Raw genomic sequence first — 20,292 nt, 5'->3', positions numbered from 1 at the left:
CACGCGGCCCGACGACCGGCACCCGAAGGCACCGATCGTCGGGCACAACCGCGTGAGCTCAGACCAGCTCGTGTCGCACGATCGTCTGCTCCCGGCCGGGACCCACACCGATCGCGGAGACCCTGGCGCCGGAGAGCTCCTCCAGCCGCTCGACGTAGGCCTTCGCCGCAGCGGGCAGCTCGTCGTAGGTGCGGCAGTGCGAGATGTCCTCCCACCAACCGGGCAGCTCCTCGTACACCGGGATGGCGTGGTGCACGTCGGTCTGGGTCATCGGCATGTCGTCGACGCGCTTGCCATCGACCAGGTAGCCGACGCACACCGGCACCCGCTCCAGGCCGGAGAGCACGTCCAGCTTGGTGAGGAAGAAGTCGGTGATGCCGTTGACCCGCTGTGCGTATCGGGCGATGACCGCGTCGAACCAACCGGTCCGCCGGGCCCGGCCGGTGGTGACCCCGACCTCGCCGCCGGTCTTGCGCAGCCGCTCGCCCATCTCGTCGTTCAACTCGGTGGGGAACGGGCCGGAGCCGACCCGGGTCGTGTACGCCTTGAGGATGCCGATCACCGTGTCGATCCGGGTGGGACCGATTCCGGAGCCGACCGCCGCGCCACTCGAGGTGGGGTTCGACGAGGTGACGAACGGGTAGGTGCCGTGGTCGACGTCGAGCAGGGTGCCCTGCGAGCCTTCCAGCAGCACGGTCTCGCCGCGCTCCAACGCCTGGTTGAGCAACAGGCGGGTGTCGGCGATCCGGCCTGCGAAGCGGGCGCCGCTCTCCAGCGCGCCATCGACGATCTCGTCGACGTCCAGTGCCCGCCGGTTGTAGACCTTCACCAGGACCTGGTTCTTGAACTCCAGGGCGGCCTCCACCTTCTGCCGCAGGATCTTCTCGTCGAGAAGGTCCTGGACCCGGACGCCGACACGAGCGACCTTGTCCTGGTAGGCGGGTCCGATGCCCCGGCCGGTGGTGCCGATCTTCGCCTTGCCGAGGTAGCGCTCGGTCACTCGGTCGATGGCGACGTGATACGGCATGATCAAGTGCGCATCCGCCGAGATGAGCAGCTTCGAGGTGTCCACACCCCGGCCTTCCAGGCCCGCCAGCTCGTCGAGCAGCACGGTGGGGTCGATCACCACGCCGTTGCCGATCACGTTGGTGATCTGCGGGGTGAGGATGCCGGACGGGATGAGGTGAAGGGCGAAGTCTTGGCCGTCGGGTAGGACGACGGTGTGCCCGGCGTTGTTACCGCCCTGGTACCGCACCACCCACTGCACACTCCCACCGAGCAAGTCGGTGGCTTTACCCTTGCCCTCGTCGCCCCATTGGGCGCCGATCAGCACGATCGCGGGCATATGGATTCTCCAACCAGCCTGAACGGGCAATGCCGGTGAACGAGGGTAAACCAGGAGCGAATAGTGGCTGTGGTCGCACTGGCCTGCGGAAACAACGACTTCCCCGGCCTCACTCAGCGTAGCGATGTCGAGGTGCATCGGACGAACGCAACACCGGACAAATCCGAGATCGATCCACTGCTCGCCGATCTGCCCGGTGGCAGGCTGTTGGTGCACGGGACGGACGCGGATCTGGCCTCGGTGGTGCTTCGATTGCTGCGTCGCGAACTGCTCGATTCGGTGGCTGTGGGTTACATACCGGCCGAGGCGTCCTCGGTGGTGGCGGACCTGTGGGATCTCCCGGCCCGCGATCCCGGTCGGGCGCTGGAGTTGGCCGTGGACGGCGATCCGGACCGGGTGCCGCTGATCCGCGACGACGTCGGCGGAGTCCTGTTGGGTCGTGGCGTGCTCGGACCGCTGCGCGGGGTCGTCTACTGCGATGACGAGCTGGTGCTGCGCGGTCAGGCGGGTCGACTGGAGGTGACCCCCGACCCCGGCGCGGGTGAGGGTCTGGCCGTCCGGACGGTACGGCGGAGCCTGTTCGGCGGGCGGGGTAGCTCGGCGACGGGACGCGCGGTGCAGATCGGCTGTCTGCCCACCCGGGTGGTTCGCGATGGCATCACCCATCCCCGTCCGGTCAACAAGTGGATCTGGTACCGCCACACCGTGGATCTCCGACTCGTCCGGGGAGTCGTCTGAGCGGCCGACCGAGGAGCGGTCTCCACCAGGACCGGGCTCGACATCGCTCGGTCCGACACCGACTGTCGACGAAGTGTTCCGCCCGAGGCGATCAGTTGTTCATTCACGGGTATTGCCAGATCACGGTGGACAAGTAACGGTTGACGAAACCGTCACTTCACAGTGGACAGGAGCTCTGCGATGACCTCTCGTCGTTCTGCCCGATTACGTCGGTTCGGCGTGGTGGCCGTTCTCACCGCGTTGCTGTCGATCACCCTCCAGGGACCTGCTTCGGCGGCCCCGCCCGGGATTCCGTCCGAGTCGGCCGCCCGGAGTCAACTCGCGGCACTGACCGTCGCTCCCGAGGGTTCGATGGACGGCTACAGCCGCGATCTCTTCCCGCATTGGAGTGCAGTCGAGGGCAACTGCAATGCCCGCGAGATGGTGCTGCGCCGCGACGGCGACAACGTGCAGGTCGGCAACGACTGCTACCCCACCTCCGGTAGCTGGTACAGCGAGTTCGACGGGCAGACCAGAACGGTCCCCTCGGAGATCAGCATCGATCACGTCGTGCCGCTGGCGGCCGCGTGGCGCTCCGGCGCCCGTTCCTGGACCGCCGCCCGCCGGGAGGCCTTCGCCAACGACCTGACCAACCCGCAGCTGATCGCGGTCACCGGCTCGGTGAACAGCTCCAAGGGCGACCAGACCCCGGACGAGTGGGTTCCGCCGCGCACCGCGTACCACTGCACGTACGCCCGGATCTGGATCGGCAGCAAGTCCGCCTGGGACCTGACCGTGACCTCCAGCGAGCGTTCGGCGCTCACCCGCCTGCTGGACACCTGCTGATCGAGTGATTCGGGCGGCCCGGGATCGGCGGATGAGCAGTGCCTCGCCCGCTGGATCGCCGGGCCGCCCGGTCAGCGCTCATACCTCGGAAGCGACCTACGGGCGCCCCTCAGCCCTCCGGCCGATGCAGCACCCCGACCAGGGCCTGATGCACCGCCTCGTGGTCGCGAGCGTCGTGCAGCGTGCAGTTCGCCGAGGAGAGCGCGTACCACTCCCCGGCACCCTGGTAGCGCACCGAGACCTGCACACCGCCATCGGCGTCACAGGAGGTGCAGAGCTCCAGGTCTCCGGTGATGACGCCGACCTCGTCCGTCATCACACCACCGCGAGCGGGCGTGATCTTGCTGCACAGTTCCGCCATGGACGTCTCCTTCGCATCGAGACCGGCCGGGTATCCGACACCCACGGTCGCGGGCGCCGTCACCGCGTGCAGTCGTCACCGTAGCGGGATGGTCGCGGCGGCAGCGGCGAACGGGGACTGCCCGGAGTGTCCGCTATTCGTCGACCCGGCCGCTGCGCAACGGCGGCAGCGCCTCCACCGATTCGGCTCGGCTGAGCCCCGATGCCTGTAGTAGGTCGACACAGATCGACCGGAGTTGGGCCACGACCACCCGCATCGAGAAGCCGCTGCCCCCGGTCAGTTCCGTGGCCGACAACTCCGCGACGCGCTTGGTGGCCGCCCTGGCCTGCAGGGGCTCCTGACCGGAGGAGAGTTCGTCGCGCAGCAGCACCACGGCGCCCGCGAGCTGTTCGAGCAGGATGGGCAGGCGCTCCGGTACCCGCTCGCCGTCGCGCAGCGCACCCTCGGCCCGTCGCGCCAGCACCCTGGTGTTGCGCAGGGCGTGGTCGAGCCGCTCCGCCGCCCGTTGATACCGGCTGATCGCCTTGCGCCTGGACCAGCGGATCGGCGAGATCTTCGCGATCTCGGCGCCTGCCTTCATGGCGGAGTCGAACTCGTCGATCGCGTCCTGGGATTCGCGGGCGGCGCTCAGCACGGCGGCCGCCCGGTCCGGATCGTTGATGGACACCGCCACCGAGATGGAGCGCAGCGCATCGGCGAGGACGCCGAGTACCACCCGCCCCTTCTGGTGGACCACGACCAGTGGGTCGGCCGGCAACGTGGCCGCCACCAGCAGGCCCACCAGACCGCCCACCAGCGCGTCGATGAACCGGTCGAAGCCGCCGACGACTCCCGGCGGCAGCAGGGTCGCGATCAACACCGCCGACGAGCCCGCCTGCATGGCGATCACCGTGCCGCCATTGAGCAGGATGGCCAGGGACATGGCGAGCACCACGACCAGGGAGACCTGCCAGCTGCCCGAACCGATCACCGCGATCAGCAGGTCGCCGACGAGGATTCCGACGCTGACGCCGATGACCAACTCGGCCATCCGGCGCAGCCGCTCACCGAAGGAGACACCCAGGCTGATCACCGCGGCGATCGGTGCGAAGAAGGGCCGTTCGTGCCCGACGACGTGGAAGGCGATGAACCAGGCCACCCCTGCGGCGATGGAGCACTGGAACACCGGAACGAGGCTGCGCAGCAGCCTGCTCCAACCCTCCATCGCTTCTTCGGCGAACCGGTTCACGCGTCGATTGTGCGCTCCCTGCGTAGCCCCGCAGGTCGTCTAGCGGCGACGACGGGCGTGTCGCACGAGCCCGACGCCCACCAGGCCGACGGCGAGGGCGCCGAGACCGCCCGCCGCCAGGGCTGCGGCGGTCGGGGTGGCAGCGGGCGGCGCGGGCACGACATGTCCCTCCCGACGGGCCGCCCTGCGCCGCAGTTCGAGCCGGAGACTCTCCTCGCCCCTGCGCATCGCCCAGTCGTGGTTGGCCGCGAAGAACGGTTTGAGCCAGCTAGGACTGTTGCGTAACAGCGGCTTGTCGGCCTTGATACGCCAGCTGAAGTCCACCTCGGTCTGGCCGTCGGCCGTCTCGGTCAACGTCCACACCCCGCGTCCGACGAAATCGCCGGTTGCGGTGAAGGCGCAGTCGTACTCGCCGACCGACTCGACATGCAGTTGCCAGCGCAGGGTGTAGGGCAGCCACCCGGTGGTGAACAACTCGTACGACGAGCCGATGCCGCCGCCCTCGGTGCGGCGCAACGTCTGCACGTCGAGGTAGACCGAGGGCCACCACCTCGGCAGGTCTGCGGGGTCGAAGAGGGTGTCCGCGACCTCGGCGACGGGGGCGGGCATCAACCAGTGACTGTGGAAGTCGTACGAGTTGTCACCCATCGGATCAGCCCAGGCCCACTGCGGCGGGTGCGGCCGGGTCCGAGTCGGCGAGGAAGGTCAGGCAACGCTGCTCCTCCTCGGTCTCCTCGATGGCGCCCGCGGCCCTGGCCAACGCGGCGAGGCAACGCAGGAAACCCTGATTGGGGGCGTGCGCCCACGGGATGGGGCCGTGGCCCTTCCAGCCGGACCGGCGTAGGGCGTCCAGGCCCCGGTGGTAGCCGGTGCGGGCGTAGGCGTAGGCCGCCACCGGCTGGTCGGCTGCGAGGGCGGCCTCGGCCAGCACGGCCCAGGCCGCGCTGAACGACGGGTGCGCGGCCGCGACCGCCGAGGGGTCGGTGCCGTTGTCCAGCTCTTGTTGCGGGCCGGGGGATTCGGGCAGCAGCGTGGGTTCCGGACCGCCGAGCAGGTTCGCGTGGGTCATGCCCGCCATTCTGCCAACGCCGCCCATCCCTCGGGGCGTCGCCCGTTGCCGCCGGAAACGGGTTCGCCTGGAACACAGAACGCCCCAGCGGGCAGGGCCCGCCGAGGCGTCGTGTCGAGAGGTGCGTCGCGGGTCAGCCCGCGAGCATCCGCCCCGAGGAGCGCAGGTTCTCGCAGGCGTGCGCGATCCTGGCGGCCATGCCCTGCTCGGCGGCCTTGAGGTAGCTGCGCGGGTCGTAGACCTTCTTGTTGCCGACCTCGCCGTCGATCTTCAGCACACCGTCGTAGTTGGAGAACATGTGGCTGACGATGGGCCGGGTGAAGGCGTACTGCGTGTCGGTGTCGATGTTCATCTTCACCACGCCGTAGTCCAGCGCCTCGTGGATCTCCGACAGCAACGAGCCGGAGCCGCCGTGGAAAACCAGGTCGAACGGCTTGGAGCCCGCAGGCAACCCGAGCTTCTCGGACGCGACATCCTGACCCTGCTTGAGGATCTCGGGACGCAGCTTCACGTTGCCCGGCTTGTAGACGCCGTGCACGTTGCCGAAGGTCGCGGCCAGCAGGTAGCGGCCCTTGTCGCCGCCGCCGAGGGCGTCGACGGTCTTGAGGTAGTCCTCCGAGGAGGTGTACAGCTTGTCGTTGATCTCGTTGGCGACGCCGTCCTCCTCGCCGCCGACCACGCCGATCTCGATCTCCAGCACGACCTTGGCCTTGGCCGAGGCCTCGAGCAGGCCGACCGCGATCTCCAGGTTCTCGTCGACCGGAATCGCCGAGCCGTCCCACATGTGCGACTGGAAGAGCGGGTTCTCGCCCCGGTCGACCCGCTCCTGGCTGATCGCCAGCAGGGGACGGACGAAGCCGTCGAGCTTCTCCTTGGGGCAGTGGTCGGTGTGCAGCGCGATGTTCACCGGGTACTTCGCGGCCACGACGTGGGCGTACTCCGCGAGTGCGGTCGCGCCGGTGACCATGTCCTTGACCTTGGTGCCAGAGGCGAATTCCGCGCCACCGGTCGACACCTGGACGATGCCGTCGCTCTCGGCTTCCGCGAATCCGCGCAATGCCGCGTTGAGGGTCTCTGAGGAGGTGACGTTGATCGCGGGGTAGGCGAACTGGTTCGCCTTGGCCCGGTCGAGCATCTCCGCGTAGACCTCTGGGGTTGCGATGGGCATCGGATTCCTCCTGTAGGCGCCCGGCGCAGCGAGTCCGCGCTGATGGCTGTCGTTCGGCTACCCGGTGTGCATCCTACGATCAGCCCCGCCGGAGACCTGCTGCCGGTTGAAGATCTTGGGTACGGCGAATCCTCGCGAGTGGATCGATCCAGCGCAAGGGTTGCGCCCCTCCCGGCTGCGCCGTGCCCCTCGATTCAGGCGCCCGATCCCGCCGAGGTCACCGCAGGAGATGGGGCGGGAGCCGCAACGGTTTCGAGTTCCTTCTCGTCGATCTCCGCCTGCGTGGCGACGTCGAGGACGACCGGGATGTCGACGTCCTCCTTGACCGGGAATTCACTGGCCGCAGCGGTTATGGTCTCGGCGCCTGCCGCCGCGCCGCCGACCGTGGCCTGCGCCCGGCGTGGCTGGGTCAGGTACAGCAACCGGCCGATCCACAGCACCAGCATCGCGACCTGGGTCCCGAGCATCGTGCGCTCCACGAAACCTCGGACGAGGAAGTCGGCGAACAACTCCGCGCCCCAGAGTTGCGGCGTCACGATCGGCATCGAGGCGAGCAGGAAGACGATGAACTGGACGAGGGTCAATCCGGCCAAGACCCGGGTTCCGATGGCGACGGGCCGCCAGATCGTGCGGTCGAGGAATCGTTGCGACATGACCAGTCCGGCGAGCGCGAGGCTCAGGAAGGCGATGCACGCGGACAGCCGGTGGGTCCAACCGGAGAAGGTGAGCGCCGCGTTGGGCAGGTCGGCGGGGAAGAACGCGCACAGGACCAGGCCGACGCCCCATAACCCGATCAGCACCGGCAGCACTCTGCCGTCGAGTGCGCCGGTGCCGCGTAACACCGGAAGTAAGACCAGGGAACCGAAGCCGAGAGTCACCATGCTGAGCGGGATCAGCGAGGCGCCGCCGTCCACGTAGACGAGCTCGCTGAGGGTTTGGCTGACTGAGTCGAACCGGTCGCCGAAGCCGATGTGCATCGCGGTGAAGGCGGCGGCGGACAGCAGGATTCCCAATAGGGAGAGTGCGGCCACCGCCCGTACCGCAGAGGCAGGCCAGTGATCGGTGTCGGCCACAGTCGTGTCACGCATGCCGACGATTGTTGACTCTTGGACCACCCTGTGACTCAGGGATGGTCCGGATTCGTCCCCTGACTCACCGACCTAACGGCGAGTCACCCTAGACACGCCGTTATTTGGCCGAAACCCAGGTTCCGATCAGCGGTGTCCACTCTCGAATGACCACCTCGTCGACGACCTCGGCGGGCCAGTAGGGGTCGTCGTTGAGCACCTGCTCCAGCTCGTCCTCGTCGGCGACGTCGTAGACCAACAGTGCCCCGGTGTCATCCGCCCACGGTCCCGCACTCAGCAGGATGCCCTTCTCCGCGAGCCCGGTGAGGTAATCCCGGTGTGCCGGACGGACGGCGAGCCGCCCCTCGGTGTCCGAACTGAAGACGAGCTCGACTGCGAACCTGGCCATGTGTTGCGCTCCTGGCGGTATCGATGAGGGTCATGACGCGGGCGACGCTACCGCCGGCGCGATCCGCCGAGTACATGGCGCTCGATCGACATCACAATGATCCACGATTATCGGATTACAACCATTCGCGGGTAGACCATCAAGACGATCACCGTACGTGTCGACGAATTGTCGATCAATAGCCGTCGATCATTGATGCGGACACTTATCCACCGCCTTACCGAAATTCCCACCCGCGCGTCGAAATCGCTTCACGGTCGGCCCACCGGGGCGATGGGATTGCCCCCTTGGTAATCGAGCGAACAAAAAGACGCGGCCTCGGAGAAATACAACTCTCCGAGGCCGCGCTCAGTTCACGCGTAGACCGCTCAGAACTTGATCGTGGCGAACTCGAAGCTGCCGCCGTCGACCTCGTAGCCGGTCTTGAAGTCGATCGAGACCTCAAGGTCGCTGTAGACCTTGTAGTTGTTCCACTCGCCGATCTCGATCTTGAAGCTCTCGTCGTTCTGGCCGTGGCCGTGGCCGTTGTCGCCCTTGTCGTATTCGCCCGCCATGGCGGGGGTCGCGGCGAGAACGGGAGCCACCACAATGGCGCCGGCAATGAGGGTCTTGGCGAGCATCTTACGAATCTGCACGGTCTAACCTCCGTTTAGATGAAACTGCGGCAGGCTGGTCCCGAATACCAACCGACCACAATATTGAGACTCGACAGCAGGTCACGCACCACAGCCGAAGATGATTCGCTCCAGAAGGTGAAACCGAGTCGAGTTGCATGGTTCGTCGACAATGGCAGGATGGGCAGCCCCGAAGAATGATCTATTCGGCGAACCGGTAAACACCAGGTCAGCCGCACCAAGGAGCGGATGCACATCCTGATCAATACGACGGCCGACGACTCACAGCGGCGCACTACCGTGCGGTAGCAACCCGAAAGAGACCGATTCTGCTTGTCACAACAATGTTTTCGTCGCCCCGAATGGATCGAGATCCTGTTGACAGTCACCGCGCGGCGTGGCCGGCCGGTCACCCGGGGTGGTCCGCCCGGCGGCGGCGGGCGAGGAGACGCCCCCGACTTCGTAGTCGCCTGTGACTGTGGGCCGGCTTCTCGGTACCTTTCTCGGGTGGCGGCGGACAGGTCTTACTCAGGCGTTGGAGACGGGAACAGCAGTCCGGTCGAGCGCACCTTCGGCCACCTCAGAACACTCGACTCCCCGCTGCCCAAAGCGGGTGCCACTGCCCCGCTGACCCTCGAAGACCTCTACCGACAGCACCGGATGCGCATGGTGCGGCTGGCGATCCTGCTGGTCGACGACATCTCCACCGCTGAGGACGTCGTTCAAGAGGCCTTCACCGGTCTACATCGCAACTGGTCGGGGCTGCGGGATGCCACCGCCGCCGTCGGCTACCTGCGAACTGCCGTGGTCAACGGCAGCCGCTCGGTACTGCGCAGGCGCAAGACCGCCCGGGAGTACACCCCGCCGCACAATCCCAACGCGCGCTCCGCCGAGTCGCTGGCGATGTTGACGGCCGAACACCAGACAGTGGTGCGGGCGCTGTCCCAACTGCCGCCGCGCCAGCGCGAGGTACTGGTGTTGCGGTACTACGGGGATCTCTCCGAGGCCGAGATCGCCGAGGCCACCGGCATCTCCCGGGGAACGGTGAAATCCACCGCCTCTCGGGCGCTCGACGCACTGCAGAGCATCATCCGCACCGGTCGCTGAGCACCCGCGCAACCAGGCTCCACCGGTCGCCGAGACAGCGGCACCCTCGATGAATGCTGCGCGAAACCGCTGGTCATCATGCCACGCCCGCACTCAGTCGCGTCCATTACGACGTCTGGCGCTCACCCATCGGCAACCGGCCCCAGTTCAGTGACAAACCCAGCTCTTTCGCGGGTTGTATAGACCAATGTGGGGTACGTGCTTCAGGATTCCCTCTCGTGGGCATCACCCAGCAGGACACCCGTCAGGTGGTCGCCGTCGACGTCGGCGGCACCGAGATCAAGGCAGCGCTCGTCGCTGTCGGCTCTGACCACGCCCGGCAGTTGCAACGTCGACGCCGCCGTACGCCGCGCGCCACCGAGGCCGACCAGGACGATGCGACGGCAGGCGCCGCGACCGTGCGCCTCATCGTCGACGCGGTGGTCGAACTGATCGAGGAGCTACGGGCGGCGGCGGAGGGGCCGGTCGTCGGCGCGGGAATCGTGGTGCCGGGCATCGTCGACGAGGAGACCGGGGTCGCGGTGTACTCGGCGAACCTCGGCTGGCGTGATGCGCCGCTACGCGAGCTGATCGCGGCCCGCAGCGACATCCCGATCGCCTTCGGGCACGACATCCGGGCCAGTGGCCTGGCCGAGATCCGATTCGGGGCCGCCCGAGGCTGTCAGGATGCCGTGGTCTTACCGATCGGCACCGGGATCGCCGCAGCACTGCTGGTCGACGGCAGGTTGCTGCGCGGCGCGGGCTTCGCCGGCGAGATCGGCCATGTCGACATCGGACATCGAGAACGCTGCACCTGCGGCGCCGTCGGGTGTGTGGAGGCGGTGGCCTCGTCCTCGGCGGTGGCCCGTCGCTACGCGGAGCGCGTCGGACGTCCGGTCAAGGGCGCCGCGGAGGTGGCCACCGCAGTCCAGGCGGGCGACCCGGTCGCCATCGAGGTCTGGCAGGACGCCATGGACGGACTGACCAGGGCGATCCTGGTGCTGGTGACGCTGCTCGCGCCGGAGGTCGTCGTCCTGGGTGGCGGCTTGGCGCAGTCCGGCGACCTACTGATCGCCCCGGTACGCGAGCGCCTCGCGGCCCTGGTCTCGTTTCATCGCGTTCCCCTCCTCCGGCCCGCCGAGCTGGGGGACGAGGCCGGATGCCTCGGCGCGGCACTACTGGCAGTCGGCACCCTGGAGGATCGATGACCAACGCAACGACGACCGTTCCCCGCGCCGAGGCCGAATCGGTGTTGTCGGGCGCGCGCATCGTCACGCCCGACGGGGTGCTCGACGATGGCTGGGTCAGCATTGCGGCGGGGCGGATCCTCGGGGTCGGAACCGGGACCCCGCCTGTCTCGGCGGTCACCCGCTCGCTGGCGGGCCGCTGGCTGGTGCCCGGCTTCATCGACATCCACTGTCACGGCGGTGGCGGCGAATCCTTCGACGGCGAGTCGACGGAGCGCATCCGGACGGCCATCCGGACCCATCGCGCCACCGGCACCACCACGATGCTCGGCAGTCTGGTCTCCGGGCCGATCCCCGAATTGGCCCGGCAGGTGAGCAGACTCGCGGAACTCGTCGAGGACGGCGAGCTGGCAGGCATCCACCTGGAGGGCCCGTTCCTGTCCGCCGCCCGCTGCGGTGCCCACACGCCCGAACTGCTGCGGGCCCCGGATCGCGAGTCGGTGGCCACCCTGCTGACCGCCGGGCGCGGCGCCGTGCGGATGGTGACGCTGGCTCCCGAGTTGGAGGGAGCGGTGCGGGCGGTCGGTCAGTTGATCGACGGCGGCTCGCTGGTCGCGATCGGCCATACCGACGCCTTCGAGGCTCAGGTGCTGCCCGCCGTCGATGCGGGCGCCACCGTGGCCACGCACCTGTTCAACGCGATGCGGCCGCTGCACCACCGAGAGCCGGGGCCGATCGGGACGCTGCTGGACGACGAACGCGTCACCGTGGAGCTCATCTGCGATCTGGTGCATCTGCATCCCACGACGGTGCGGATGGGCGCCCGCCATGCAGGCCCGGATCGCACGGTGCTGGTGACCGACGCCATCTCGGCCACCGGCATGGGCGACGGACAGTACGAGCTGGGTGGCCTACAGGTCACCGTGACCGACGGCGTACCGCTGTTGGACAACGGATCGCTGGCGGGCAGCAGCCTGACCATGGATGTGGCCTTCCGGAACCTCGTGCAGACCTGTGGGTTGAGCGTCGAGGACGCCGTGGCCGCGACCGCCACCCGGCCCGCCGCCGTACTCGGCCTGGCGGACGAGATCGGTTGCATCACGCCGGGGCATCGGGCCGACCTGGTGGTGCTCGATGAGGAACTCGGGCTTCGCGAGGTACTTCGACGCGGCGAGCCCGCCTGATCCGATGTCTGCGGCGAGCGAGAGCGGTCGGCCCCGCACCGTGCCGCCCGGGACGCTCGGCTGGCGAGGTGCGGAGTCGAGCACGTCGCTCTCGGCGGCCCGACCAGCTGGGTTACCGTGGCGCTGGTGAGCACAGACGATCCCGAACGGCTGCTGTCCCAGGCGCTACGGGCGCAGGCGGTCATGGGCGGGTCCGGTCGCTCGGCTGCGGAGGATGAGCCACCGGCCGACCGAAGCAGGCGAGGACCCCATCCCGTCCTCTGGTGGTTGACCATCATCGTGATCGGGCTGGCGGCGGGTGGGCTCGCCGGCCTGGTCTCGCTGATCTGAGGACGATTCGTCGGTCGCGGCCTGCTTACTCGGCCGTGAACATCGATCCGGGGTTGAACAGGTTCATCGGGTCCAGGGCCTGCTTCAGCGCTCGGTGGGTGCGCAGGCCGATCGGGCCGATCTCCTTGGCCAGCCAGTTCTGCTTGATCTTGCCGATGCCGTGCTCGCCGGTCACGGTGCCGCCCAGCGAGATCCCGAGCGCCAGGATCTCGTCGAAGGCCTCGCGGGCCAGGCTGGTCTCGGTCGGTGAGTCGGGGTCGAACACGATCGTCGGGTGCATGTTGCCGTCGCCCGCGTGCCCGACCACCGCGATGGTCAGGCCGACCCGTTGCGAGATGGCCGCACAACCGACGATCAGATCGCCGATCCGGGTCCTCGGCACGCACACGTCGTCGGTGAGGCCTCTGCCGAGTAGTTCGAGCGCGGGCAGCACGGCCCGGCGGGCCGCCAGCAGCAATCGGCCCTCGGCGAGGTCGCTGGTGCTGTAGGCGAAGTCGGCGCCGACGTCGATACACAGCTGTTCGAGCGTCTCGATCTCGGCTCGTCCCGCGTCGCCCCCGAGGTCGGACTGCGCCAGCAGTAGGGCCGCGCTGCCCGCGCCTGCTCCGAGTTCGGTGTTCAGGTGCCGTTCCACGGCGTCGATCGACACCGAGTCCATGATCTCCAGCAGTGACGGCACCAGGCCGGCGCGGACGATCCGGCTGACGGCCGAGGCGGCGGTCTGGGTCTCGGCGAAGGTCGCGACCAGCGTCGAGGGAGCCTGCGGCAGCGGCCGCAACGCCAGCGTCGCCTTGGTGATCACCCCCAGGGTGCCCTCGCTGCCGACGAAGAGTTTGGTCAGGTCGTAGCCCGCCACGCCCTTCACCGTGCGCCGCCCGGTTCGCAGCAGTTCGCCGTCGGCGAGCACGACCTCCAGACCCAGCACCGAATCGGTCGTGACGCCGTATTTCACGCAGCACAGCCCACCCGCGTTGGTCGCGAGGTTGCCGCCGATGGTGCACCAGTCGTAGCTGGAGGGGTCGGGTGGATAGAACAGGCCGTGTTTCTCGACCGCCTCGCGTAGATCGAGGTTGACCACGCCGGGCTCGACGACCGCCAGCCGGTTGGCCGTGTCGATCTCCAGGATCGAGCGCATCCGGGTGGTCGACAGGATCAGGCAGCCGTCGATCGCATTCGCCGCGCCGGACAGGCCGCTGCCCGCGCCACGGGGCACGATCGGCACCCCGACCGCCGCGGCCGCGCGGACGACCCGCTGGATCTGGTTCGCCGTGGTCGGCAGGACCACGGCCAGCGGGACGCCCGCAGCCGCCAGCGGCATCATGTCCCGACGGTAGGTCTCGACCACCTCGGGATCGGTGAGGACCGCGCCGCGCCCGAGAACAGCGCGCAGCTCGGCCAGTAACGCCGTGTGTGCGGTGACCTTCACCACGTCACCGTAGCCCGCCCGACCGCCTTTCGGCGAGGGCCGATCCGGCTGGCGGAAAGCCCGTCAGTACCGCGTGTGGCCCGCCCAACCGGCCGGGTCGACGTCGCCGGGGATCGGCGCCGCCGGGTCGTAGGGCTTCCTGGTGAAGATGAAGGTGTTGAGATTCAGGTGGTTGACGGTGCCGTCGGCGTCGGAGACCACTCGCAGGGGTTCGCCCGCGTAGTAACCGTCGAGGCCGATCCAGTGGTCGCCCTCCGCACGGAATCGGGAGGCGCGTCCCCCGCCGCGCATCGGGGAGAGATCGAGCAAACCGTCGGGCAGCAGTCGCAGGACGAAGGCGGCGGTGCCCCAGTACCACTCGCCGGTCAGGGCGAGCAGCGCGGCATCGGGCGTCGTCGTCGCGGGTCGCCACTCGCCGGGGATACGGGGCTCGTGCTCCGCGAGGATGTCCAGCAAGCCGACCGGTAGCGCACCGCCGACTCCGGAGGTGGCGTTGGCCAGGAAGACGACTCCGGTCTGCTCGGTGACATCCATCCACACGGTGGACAGGAAGCCCGGCATGGAACCGCCGTGGCCTACCAGCCGCCTGCCCTGATGCCGAGCGAGCTGAAGTCCCAAGCCCTGGCCGACGCGCCATTCGTCGCCGTTCTGTACGACGACGGGATCGGCCATCTCGGCGATGGTGTCCGGATGAAGCACCTCGGCGGAGTCGCCACCGAGGAAGGTCGCCCACCGCAGCATGTCGGGGACCGTCGACCACAGCTGGCCTGCGGGGCCCATCGCCACCCCGTCGTGCTCCGGCTCGGGGAGCAGGATGTCCGCCCACGGGTGCACGGCCCAACCTCGGGCATATGGCGCCTCCGGGCGGGCGGTGGTGCGGGTCAGGGCCAGCGGTTCGAGGATCTCCCGCGTGGTCACGGTGAACCAGTCCTGGCCCCGAAGCCGGGCGACGATCTCGCCCAACACGCCGAAGCCGAGGTTCGAGTAGTGATGCCTGCGGCCGGACCGGTGTGGCGCCGTCGAGTCGTCGAACTTCACGGCCAGCTCGTCCCAGTCGGTGCCCGGCGTGCGTTCCCACCAGGGTCCCGGCGGTTCGGCCGTGAGTCCCCCGGCGTGGGCCAGCAGGGCCGCGATGGTGCGATCGCCGAACGGAGTGCCGGTGATGTGCTGATCGACGGTGTCGGCCAGCCGCAGCAGGCCCTCGTCACGCAGCCGCATGATCAGAACAGCGATGAAGGTCTTGGTGATGGAGCCGACCCGGTACTGGGTCTCCAGCGTGGGCTCGGCGTCCTCCACCCGGCCGCGTGCGCCCGTCCAGACCGTCTTCCCGTCTCGCACGAGTCCCGCCATCAACGATGGCACCCGGCCATTGCGTTGATCGACGGCCAGACGTCGGGTCAGCGCTCGCAGGGTCCCCGTCGCCAACTCCGGATGGTGCTCAGGGTTCTGCACGGGATCGATCATTTGGGCGCTCACTCTCCGTGTCAAGCCGCCGTTATGGCGATGGCGGCTGAGAACAGAAACACCGGTCCACCCCCATGGCGCCCGGCGAATATGTCGACAGTCGACATGACTCACAGTGCATCATCGTCATGGTGCCGTCTTTCGCTACGGCCGAATGGAGCACAAGATCGTGATCTGGCACTTTCACTAGCGCACTCGCCGACCGCAGGCTGGTCCGCACCGCGAGGCACCACGACGGGCCGAACCGGGCCCTCGGAACGGGCGATCGGGTGCCGAGAAGGCGCACAGTGCTTCAGTCGTCGGCCATCATCCCGGACCGCCAGGCCCATGCGGCGATCTCGACGCGGTTGCGGACGCCGAGTTTCTGTTGCACGGCCGCCAGGTGCGTCTTCACCGTCGACAGAGACATGAACAGTTCGGTGCCGATCTCGGTGTTCGTGCAGCCCCTGGCCACCTCGCGCACCACGTCGACCTCGCGATCGGTCAACGCATCCGCCGGTTGGCGAACCGTGGACTTGGCAGGCGCGTTGAAATGCTTGAGCAGCCGCACGGTGATCTGCGGTGAGACCAGGGCATCGCCTCGCACGGCTGCTTTGATCGCCTCCACGAGCAGGGCGGGGCCCGCATCCTTGAGCAGGAAGCCGCTCGCCCCGCCCGCCAGGGCGGATGCGACGTACTCATCGAGGTCGAAGGTCGTCACGATCACGACCTTGAGCGGGTCGACGACGCCCGGTCCGGCCAGTCGGCGGGTCACCTCAAGGCCGTCGATCTCCGGCATCCGGATATCCAGCAGGCAGACGTCCGGGCGGAGCTCGCGGGCGTAGCGCAGGGCGTCTGCGCCGTTGGGGACGTCGGCGATCACCTCGATGTCGGGCTGAGCATTGAGAATCATCGAGAAACCGGCGCGAACCATCTCCTGGTCGTCGGCGATCAACACCCTGATCGTCATGGCGCTTGTGTCTCCTCGGTCTCGATCGGCAGGAAGATCTCGACCCGCCAACCGAATTGCGGGCCGGGTCCTGCGCTGAATTCGCCGCCGAGCAGATCCACCCGCTCGCGCATCCCGACGAGACCGTATCCACCCGAGCCTCCGATGGGTTCCTGCACCCCGCCATCGCCGTCGTCGGTGACCACAACTCGGAGGCCTTCCGAGATTCGATACACCGCCGCCGATACCAGGGTCAGATTGCGCGCGTGTTTGCCCGCGTTGGTGATGGCCTCCTGCACCAGTCGCAGCACCGACCGGCCGACCTCGGGCGGGATGTCGCCGCCGGGCACCACGTCCAGCCGTGCGGGGATTCCGCTGCGGTAGGCGCGATCGACGAGCGCGCGCAGGTCGGCGTCGAGGTTCATCGTCGCCTGCGAGGTCGCCGACTCCTCCTCGCCGGGGCGGGTTCCCTCGCGCATCGTGCCGACGAGGCGGCGCATCGCCGTCAGTGCCTCGGTGCCGCTGTGCTCGATCAGCTCCAGTGCCTTGGCGACGGCGGCGGGATCGTTGTCGGCGACGATCCTGGCGGCCTGGGACTGCACGACGATGCCGGTCACGTGGTGGGCGACCACGTCGTGCAATTCCCTGGCCAGGGCCATCCGCTCCTCTTGTTGTGCCTCGCGGATCTCCTGTTCGGTCCGCTGGTCGCGTTCCCGGTCCGCGCCTCGGAAGTACAGACCCGCAAGCACCGATGGCACCGTGGCCAACCCGATGAGGAGCTGCACCATGGCCATTATCTTGATGAAATCGCCGAGGTGCCGGAGCTCCGCGAGAGGCCCTGCCGCGATCCCGAATTCCAGCGCGATGATGATCGCTGCGATCGCCAACCGAGCGGGCCGATTGGCCAGGTAACGCACCGCGTAGGCCATCAGGGCCATCAACGCGGCAATGATCACCGGCCCATTGCCCACGATCAGCGCCGACCGCTCGACGAACAGCCATCCGCCGGTCACGGTGCCGACCACCAACAGGGAAGCGACTATCGCTGCCCGGAACGGACGCAATGGCGCCAGCGCCACGATCAGGATGAACAGGAAGGAATAGGGAATGGCGATGAAGTAACCGAACGAGCTGCTGACAGCGCCGGTCTGCAGCATCATGGTGGCGCAGAGCACGAGCGTGATCGGCCACTGTTGTCGAATTAGGGCCCGGTACCGAGCGGGTATCCGGCGAGTCCAGCCCGCGATCACCTTCCACATGGTTGCGACCGTACGGGCCGCCGTCGTGGGCGCCCTCGGCCGATCGGTTCGGCACACCGGCCGAATGGCCGGCCATCCGGCCGAGTACTGCCGGCAGACCCGCATGGCCCACCGCGCCGGTCGCGTCACCACGGTCGGTCTCGGAGACCGACAAGGTGACCCCGGCCGTCGCCGACGCTACTCGCGCACCCGCTGAGTTCTCGATTCGCCTGCGCCAAGACTCCGACGGCTCGGCTACTCGAAAAAGGCCGTATTCGCTGGTGGAGCCCGGTTCTCGCCGTGGCCTGTCGTACGCCCGGCCGTCTCGATGTCGGTGCTGATCTCCTGGAATCCGTGCCCCTCTCGGAAATCCGGCCAGGCGCCCGCGCGGGCTCCCGAACGCCGTGGAACGCCGAGCTGGAACGACGCCGGCCGATCGGCGAGCAGTTCTCAGCCTTGTAGCCGATCCGCCGGACCCCCCTCGGAAGCCAGGCTTATGCCATCAACAAAACGCCACGACATCGAGGAGCTCACAATGATCACCACCGTGTTGACCTGGTCCGGAATCGTTCTCGGTATGACCATGCTGGTTCTGATGGCATTGAGCACCGCGCTGCCGGAGCTCGCCGAGCGCAGCAGCTTCGAGGACAACCGCGCTCGCAACAAGCAGGCCGCCAAGGCCGCGCGGCAGGCCGCCAAGCGCCAGGAGGAGTCGCAGCGTCGCAGTGCCGCGCTGCCGAGCATCTTCGAGCACGCCTTCGCGTCGACGGCCCAGCGTCACTGAGCCCGGTGTCACCGACTCCGGTGTCACCGACCCCGCACGTAACAGGCCAATCGATCCCCGGGCCGGTGCCAGGCACGCAGCCATGCCATCCGCTGCGCAGCCTCGGCATCCTGCTCGAACAACCTGATCCCGGCCGCGTCGAACGAATGCACCACGGCCCGATCCAGTTCGGCGCAGGCCCACTCCCACCAGCCGGAGCTCGTCGTCGAGGTGTCCAACCCCATCCGCAGGGCCACCGGCAGCGCCATCGCATAGGCGTCCTGGGCACCGAGGTCTCGGGTCCCCACCGTCCCACCGATGAACCAGGTGTTGAACGGGGCGGCGGGGTACTCGATGCCGCCGATACGCAGGCGCATATCGCTGACCACCGGGACCGCGTACCAGCGCAGACCAAGCTCGACGAACCACGGGAAATCCGGGTGCTCCAGAGGAATCTCGGCCACCACGTCCCTGGGCAGTGAGAACACCCGAGGACCCTCCTGCGCGGTGGCCACGATCAAGGGCAGCTGATCGAAGCGGGTGCGTCCGACCGGCGGATGCCAGCCCAGCCTGCGTGCCGCGTTGGTGAACGCGACCCGACGCGGATCGCCCAGCACCCGACCATCGCCGTCGGCATAGCCCGCGTATCCGACCAGCTGGTGATTCCAGATCCTCGGTCCGGGACCTGTCGGTGTGTCCGGGGCGAAGACCGTGATCATCGGTGTGACATCGCCGTGGTCGACCGCGAGTCGCAGATGCTCGAAGCATTGCGTCGCCACCGCCGAGGCCGCCTGCACGTTGCGCAGGTCGCGGACTCGCGTCGCCCACCAGGGAACACCGCTGCCGCACCAACCGCTGTCCCGAAGCGCGATGCGCGCGCCATAGGCCAATTCCGCCGGTAGCTGTCGATAGGTTCCGGTCTGCTGGATCTCGGCCCGCACTCTGGCCAGCCGGGCCTCCAACGATCCCGCCCTCGGATGTGCCTCGTGGAAGGCGCGGATGAAGTCCTCGGCAGTCTGCCGATCGGTCTGCCGCGCCGCGATGTCTCGTTGCTGCTCGATCGAGATGGTGATCACCCCGCTGTCCACGGTCGTCGGAGGGCCGGAAGTCCTGCTCTCGGCGTGTCGTCTCCGCCGATGGAATCAGGCTCGGCGCTCGTAGATCAGGTCCCGGGAGACCCGGCCCTCGGCACGCGCTCGCCGCTCGAACTTCGTCACCGGCCGCCACTGCGGCCTCGGCGCCCAGCCGCCCGGCTCGTCGGCATAGCGGTTGCGCAGGGTCGGCTCCGCGCCGCAGACCTCGGCCATCTGGTCGGCGTAGTCGGCCCAGTCCGTTGCCAGGTGCAGCGTCGCGCCCGGCGCCAGTCGAGAACAGAGTAGGGCGACGAACCGGGGCTGGATCAGCCTGCGCTTGTGATGGCGACTCTTCGGCCAGGGGTCCGGGAAGAAGATCCGCGCGCCGCTCAACGAGCCTGCGGGCAGCTGCGAGGTCAGCAGGTCGACGGCGTCCCCGCGCAGCGCACGGAGGTTGGTGGCGCCGAGTTCGACGGCACGCATCAGCAGTTGAGCCAGGCCCGGCTTGTACACCTCGATGGCGAGGTAGTTGATCGACGGGTCCGCGGCGGCGAGCTGCGCGGTGGTCTCGCCCATCCCGGAGCCGATCTCCAAGAGCAACGGCGCCTGCCTGCCGAACCACTCGTCGATCGGCTGCTCGCGCCCGCCCCAGTCGGCGAGGTCGAGGCCGAGGGTGCCCCAGTGCTCCTGCCAGGCACGTTCCTGGCCCGCGGTCATCCGCTCGCCTCGGCGCACATAGCTCACCACCGTGCGGTGATGGGCCTGCTGATCAGTGGATGCCATGACTTG

22 protein-coding genes are annotated in these 20,292 nt (G+C 68.3%); 7 read left to right on the top strand and 15 right to left on the bottom strand.

Annotated features, from left to right (window positions below; all coding sequences use genetic code 11):
- Positions 1–58 precede the first annotated feature (58 nt).
- A complete protein-coding gene (locus BKA25_RS01070; protein ID WP_069852833.1) occupies positions 59–1,345 on the bottom strand; it encodes an adenylosuccinate synthase in 1,287 nt (428 codons plus the stop codon).
- 60 nt (positions 1,346–1,405) lie between these two features.
- Here BKA25_RS01070 and BKA25_RS01065 point away from each other — a divergent pair, with 60 nt between their 5' ends.
- Both BKA25_RS01065 and BKA25_RS01060 read left to right on the top strand, forming a co-directional pair.
- Positions 1,406–2,083, top strand: coding sequence for a hypothetical protein (locus BKA25_RS01065; protein ID WP_084643466.1), 678 nt, complete (start codon positions 1,406–1,408; stop codon positions 2,081–2,083).
- 180 nt (positions 2,084–2,263) lie between these two features.
- The gene (locus tag BKA25_RS01060) at positions 2,264–2,908 is read left to right on the top strand and encodes an HNH endonuclease family protein (RefSeq protein ID WP_069852834.1); all 645 of its coding nucleotides are present in this window, start codon (positions 2,264–2,266) and stop codon (positions 2,906–2,908) included.
- Positions 2,909–3,017: 109 nt separating this feature from the next.
- Here BKA25_RS01060 and BKA25_RS01055 read toward each other — a convergent pair whose 3' ends face one another.
- The 8 genes from BKA25_RS01055 to BKA25_RS01020 all read right to left on the bottom strand — a co-directional run bounded on the left by BKA25_RS01055 (position 3,018) and on the right by BKA25_RS01020 (position 8,830).
- On the bottom strand, positions 3,018–3,269 hold the full coding sequence (locus BKA25_RS01055; protein ID WP_069854167.1) for a hypothetical protein: 252 nt from the start codon (positions 3,267–3,269) through the stop codon (positions 3,018–3,020).
- Between the two features lie 133 nt (positions 3,270–3,402).
- On the bottom strand, positions 3,403–4,497 hold the full coding sequence (locus tag BKA25_RS01050; protein WP_236750415.1) for an FUSC family protein: 1,095 nt from the start codon (positions 4,495–4,497) through the stop codon (positions 3,403–3,405).
- Between the two features lie 39 nt (positions 4,498–4,536).
- Positions 4,537–5,145: an SRPBCC family protein gene (locus BKA25_RS01045; RefSeq protein ID WP_069852836.1), complete on the bottom strand. Its 609-nt coding sequence runs from the start codon at positions 5,143–5,145 to the stop codon at positions 4,537–4,539.
- 4 nt (positions 5,146–5,149) lie between these two features.
- A complete protein-coding gene (locus tag BKA25_RS01040) occupies positions 5,150–5,566 on the bottom strand; it encodes a DUF3151 domain-containing protein (RefSeq protein WP_069854169.1) in 417 nt (138 codons plus the stop codon).
- 133 nt (positions 5,567–5,699) lie between these two features.
- Positions 5,700–6,734 (bottom strand): class II fructose-bisphosphate aldolase, encoded by a 1,035-nt coding sequence (gene fbaA / locus BKA25_RS01035; RefSeq protein ID WP_069852838.1) that lies wholly within the window; start codon positions 6,732–6,734, stop codon positions 5,700–5,702.
- A gap of 194 nt (positions 6,735–6,928) precedes the next feature.
- Entirely contained in the window at positions 6,929–7,822 is an 894-nt protein-coding gene (locus BKA25_RS01030) for a DUF998 domain-containing protein (RefSeq protein ID WP_084643467.1), read from the bottom strand.
- A gap of 100 nt (positions 7,823–7,922) precedes the next feature.
- Positions 7,923–8,210, bottom strand: a complete 288-nt coding sequence (locus BKA25_RS01025) for a YciI family protein (protein ID WP_069852842.1) — start codon at positions 8,208–8,210, stop codon at positions 7,923–7,925.
- A 368-nt stretch (positions 8,211–8,578) separates the two neighbouring features.
- A complete protein-coding gene (locus BKA25_RS01020) occupies positions 8,579–8,830 on the bottom strand; it encodes a hypothetical protein (protein WP_069852844.1) in 252 nt (83 codons plus the stop codon).
- A gap of 501 nt (positions 8,831–9,331) precedes the next feature.
- On the opposite strand from BKA25_RS01020, the gene BKA25_RS01015 reads away from it, so the two are divergent.
- From BKA25_RS01015 to BKA25_RS01000, 4 genes are all read left to right on the top strand, one after another.
- The gene (locus tag BKA25_RS01015) at positions 9,332–9,931 is read left to right on the top strand and encodes a SigE family RNA polymerase sigma factor (RefSeq protein WP_069852846.1); all 600 of its coding nucleotides are present in this window, start codon (positions 9,332–9,334) and stop codon (positions 9,929–9,931) included.
- A 218-nt stretch (positions 9,932–10,149) separates the two neighbouring features.
- Positions 10,150–11,118, top strand: a complete 969-nt coding sequence (locus tag BKA25_RS01010; RefSeq protein ID WP_236750416.1) for an ROK family protein — start codon at positions 10,150–10,152, stop codon at positions 11,116–11,118.
- The gene (nagA, locus tag BKA25_RS01005; protein WP_069852848.1) at positions 11,115–12,281 is read left to right on the top strand and encodes an N-acetylglucosamine-6-phosphate deacetylase; all 1,167 of its coding nucleotides are present in this window, start codon (positions 11,115–11,117) and stop codon (positions 12,279–12,281) included. The genes BKA25_RS01010 and nagA overlap by 4 nt, the downstream gene beginning before the upstream one ends.
- A 126-nt stretch (positions 12,282–12,407) precedes the next feature.
- Positions 12,408–12,611 (top strand): hypothetical protein, encoded by a 204-nt coding sequence (locus BKA25_RS01000; protein ID WP_157421316.1) that lies wholly within the window; start codon positions 12,408–12,410, stop codon positions 12,609–12,611.
- Between the two features lie 25 nt (positions 12,612–12,636).
- Here BKA25_RS01000 and BKA25_RS00995 read toward each other — a convergent pair whose 3' ends face one another.
- The 4 genes from BKA25_RS00995 to BKA25_RS00980 form a co-directional block, all read right to left on the bottom strand.
- Positions 12,637–14,037 carry an FAD-binding oxidoreductase gene (locus tag BKA25_RS00995; protein ID WP_069854171.1) on the bottom strand — a complete coding sequence of 467 codons (1,401 nt, stop codon included), beginning with the start codon at positions 14,035–14,037 and terminating at the stop codon, positions 12,637–12,639.
- A 63-nt stretch (positions 14,038–14,100) separates the two neighbouring features.
- Entirely contained in the window at positions 14,101–15,489 is a 1,389-nt protein-coding gene (locus BKA25_RS00990) for a serine hydrolase domain-containing protein (protein ID WP_236750417.1), read from the bottom strand.
- 304 nt (positions 15,490–15,793) lie between these two features.
- Complete coding sequence (locus BKA25_RS00985; protein ID WP_069852854.1) at positions 15,794–16,450, bottom strand: response regulator; 657 nt, start codon at positions 16,448–16,450, stop codon at positions 15,794–15,796.
- A complete protein-coding gene (locus BKA25_RS00980; RefSeq protein WP_172803883.1) occupies positions 16,447–17,688 on the bottom strand; it encodes a sensor histidine kinase in 1,242 nt (413 codons plus the stop codon). The genes BKA25_RS00985 and BKA25_RS00980 overlap by 4 nt, the downstream gene beginning before the upstream one ends.
- 514 nt (positions 17,689–18,202) lie before the next feature.
- On the opposite strand from BKA25_RS00980, the gene BKA25_RS00975 reads away from it, so the two are divergent.
- Entirely contained in the window at positions 18,203–18,451 is a 249-nt protein-coding gene (locus BKA25_RS00975; protein ID WP_069852860.1) for a hypothetical protein, read from the top strand.
- Between the two features lie 23 nt (positions 18,452–18,474).
- Here BKA25_RS00975 and BKA25_RS00970 read toward each other — a convergent pair whose 3' ends face one another.
- Positions 18,475–19,506 (bottom strand): nitric oxide synthase oxygenase, encoded by a 1,032-nt coding sequence (locus BKA25_RS00970; RefSeq protein ID WP_236750418.1) that lies wholly within the window; start codon positions 19,504–19,506, stop codon positions 18,475–18,477.
- 66 nt (positions 19,507–19,572) lie between these two features.
- A complete protein-coding gene (trmB, locus tag BKA25_RS00965) occupies positions 19,573–20,286 on the bottom strand; it encodes a tRNA (guanosine(46)-N7)-methyltransferase TrmB (protein WP_069852864.1) in 714 nt (237 codons plus the stop codon).
- Positions 20,287–20,292 lie beyond the last annotated feature (6 nt).

The sequence above is a fragment of the Actinoalloteichus hymeniacidonis genome (genome assembly GCF_014203365.1).
GTDB classification, from domain to species: Bacteria; Actinomycetota; Actinomycetes; order Mycobacteriales; family Pseudonocardiaceae; genus Actinoalloteichus_A; species Actinoalloteichus_A hymeniacidonis.
The sequence above is the reverse complement of the archived record's forward strand: the minus strand, read 5'-3'. Positions and strand labels throughout refer to the sequence as shown.

Bases quoted from the DNA above. Each gene is read 5' to 3' on its own strand.
- BKA25_RS01070 (WP_069852833.1), bottom strand. From the start codon at position 1,345: ATGCCCGCGATCGTGCTGATCGGCGCCCAATGGGGCGACGAGGGCAAG.
- BKA25_RS01060 (WP_069852834.1), top strand. From the start codon at position 2,264: ATGACCTCTCGTCGTTCTGCCCGATTACGTCGGTTCGGCGTGGTGGCC.
- BKA25_RS01055 (WP_069854167.1), bottom strand. From the start codon at position 3,269: ATGGCGGAACTGTGCAGCAAGATCACGCCCGCTCGCGGTGGTGTGATG.
- BKA25_RS01045 (WP_069852836.1), bottom strand. From the start codon at position 5,145: ATGGGTGACAACTCGTACGACTTCCACAGTCACTGGTTGATGCCCGCC.
- BKA25_RS01040 (WP_069854169.1), bottom strand. From the start codon at position 5,566: ATGACCCACGCGAACCTGCTCGGCGGTCCGGAACCCACGCTGCTGCCC.
- fbaA (WP_069852838.1), bottom strand. From the start codon at position 6,734: ATGCCCATCGCAACCCCAGAGGTCTACGCGGAGATGCTCGACCGGGCC.
- BKA25_RS01030 (WP_084643467.1), bottom strand. From the start codon at position 7,822: ATGCGTGACACGACTGTGGCCGACACCGATCACTGGCCTGCCTCTGCG.
- BKA25_RS01025 (WP_069852842.1), bottom strand. From the start codon at position 8,210: ATGGCCAGGTTCGCAGTCGAGCTCGTCTTCAGTTCGGACACCGAGGGG.
- BKA25_RS01020 (WP_069852844.1), bottom strand. From the start codon at position 8,830: ATGCTCGCCAAGACCCTCATTGCCGGCGCCATTGTGGTGGCTCCCGTT.
- nagA (WP_069852848.1), top strand. From the start codon at position 11,115: ATGACCAACGCAACGACGACCGTTCCCCGCGCCGAGGCCGAATCGGTG.
- BKA25_RS00985 (WP_069852854.1), bottom strand. From the start codon at position 16,450: ATGACGATCAGGGTGTTGATCGCCGACGACCAGGAGATGGTTCGCGCC.
- BKA25_RS00980 (WP_172803883.1), bottom strand. From the start codon at position 17,688: ATGTGGAAGGTGATCGCGGGCTGGACTCGCCGGATACCCGCTCGGTAC.
- BKA25_RS00975 (WP_069852860.1), top strand. From the start codon at position 18,203: ATGATCACCACCGTGTTGACCTGGTCCGGAATCGTTCTCGGTATGACC.
- trmB (WP_069852864.1), bottom strand. From the start codon at position 20,286: ATGGCATCCACTGATCAGCAGGCCCATCACCGCACGGTGGTGAGCTAT.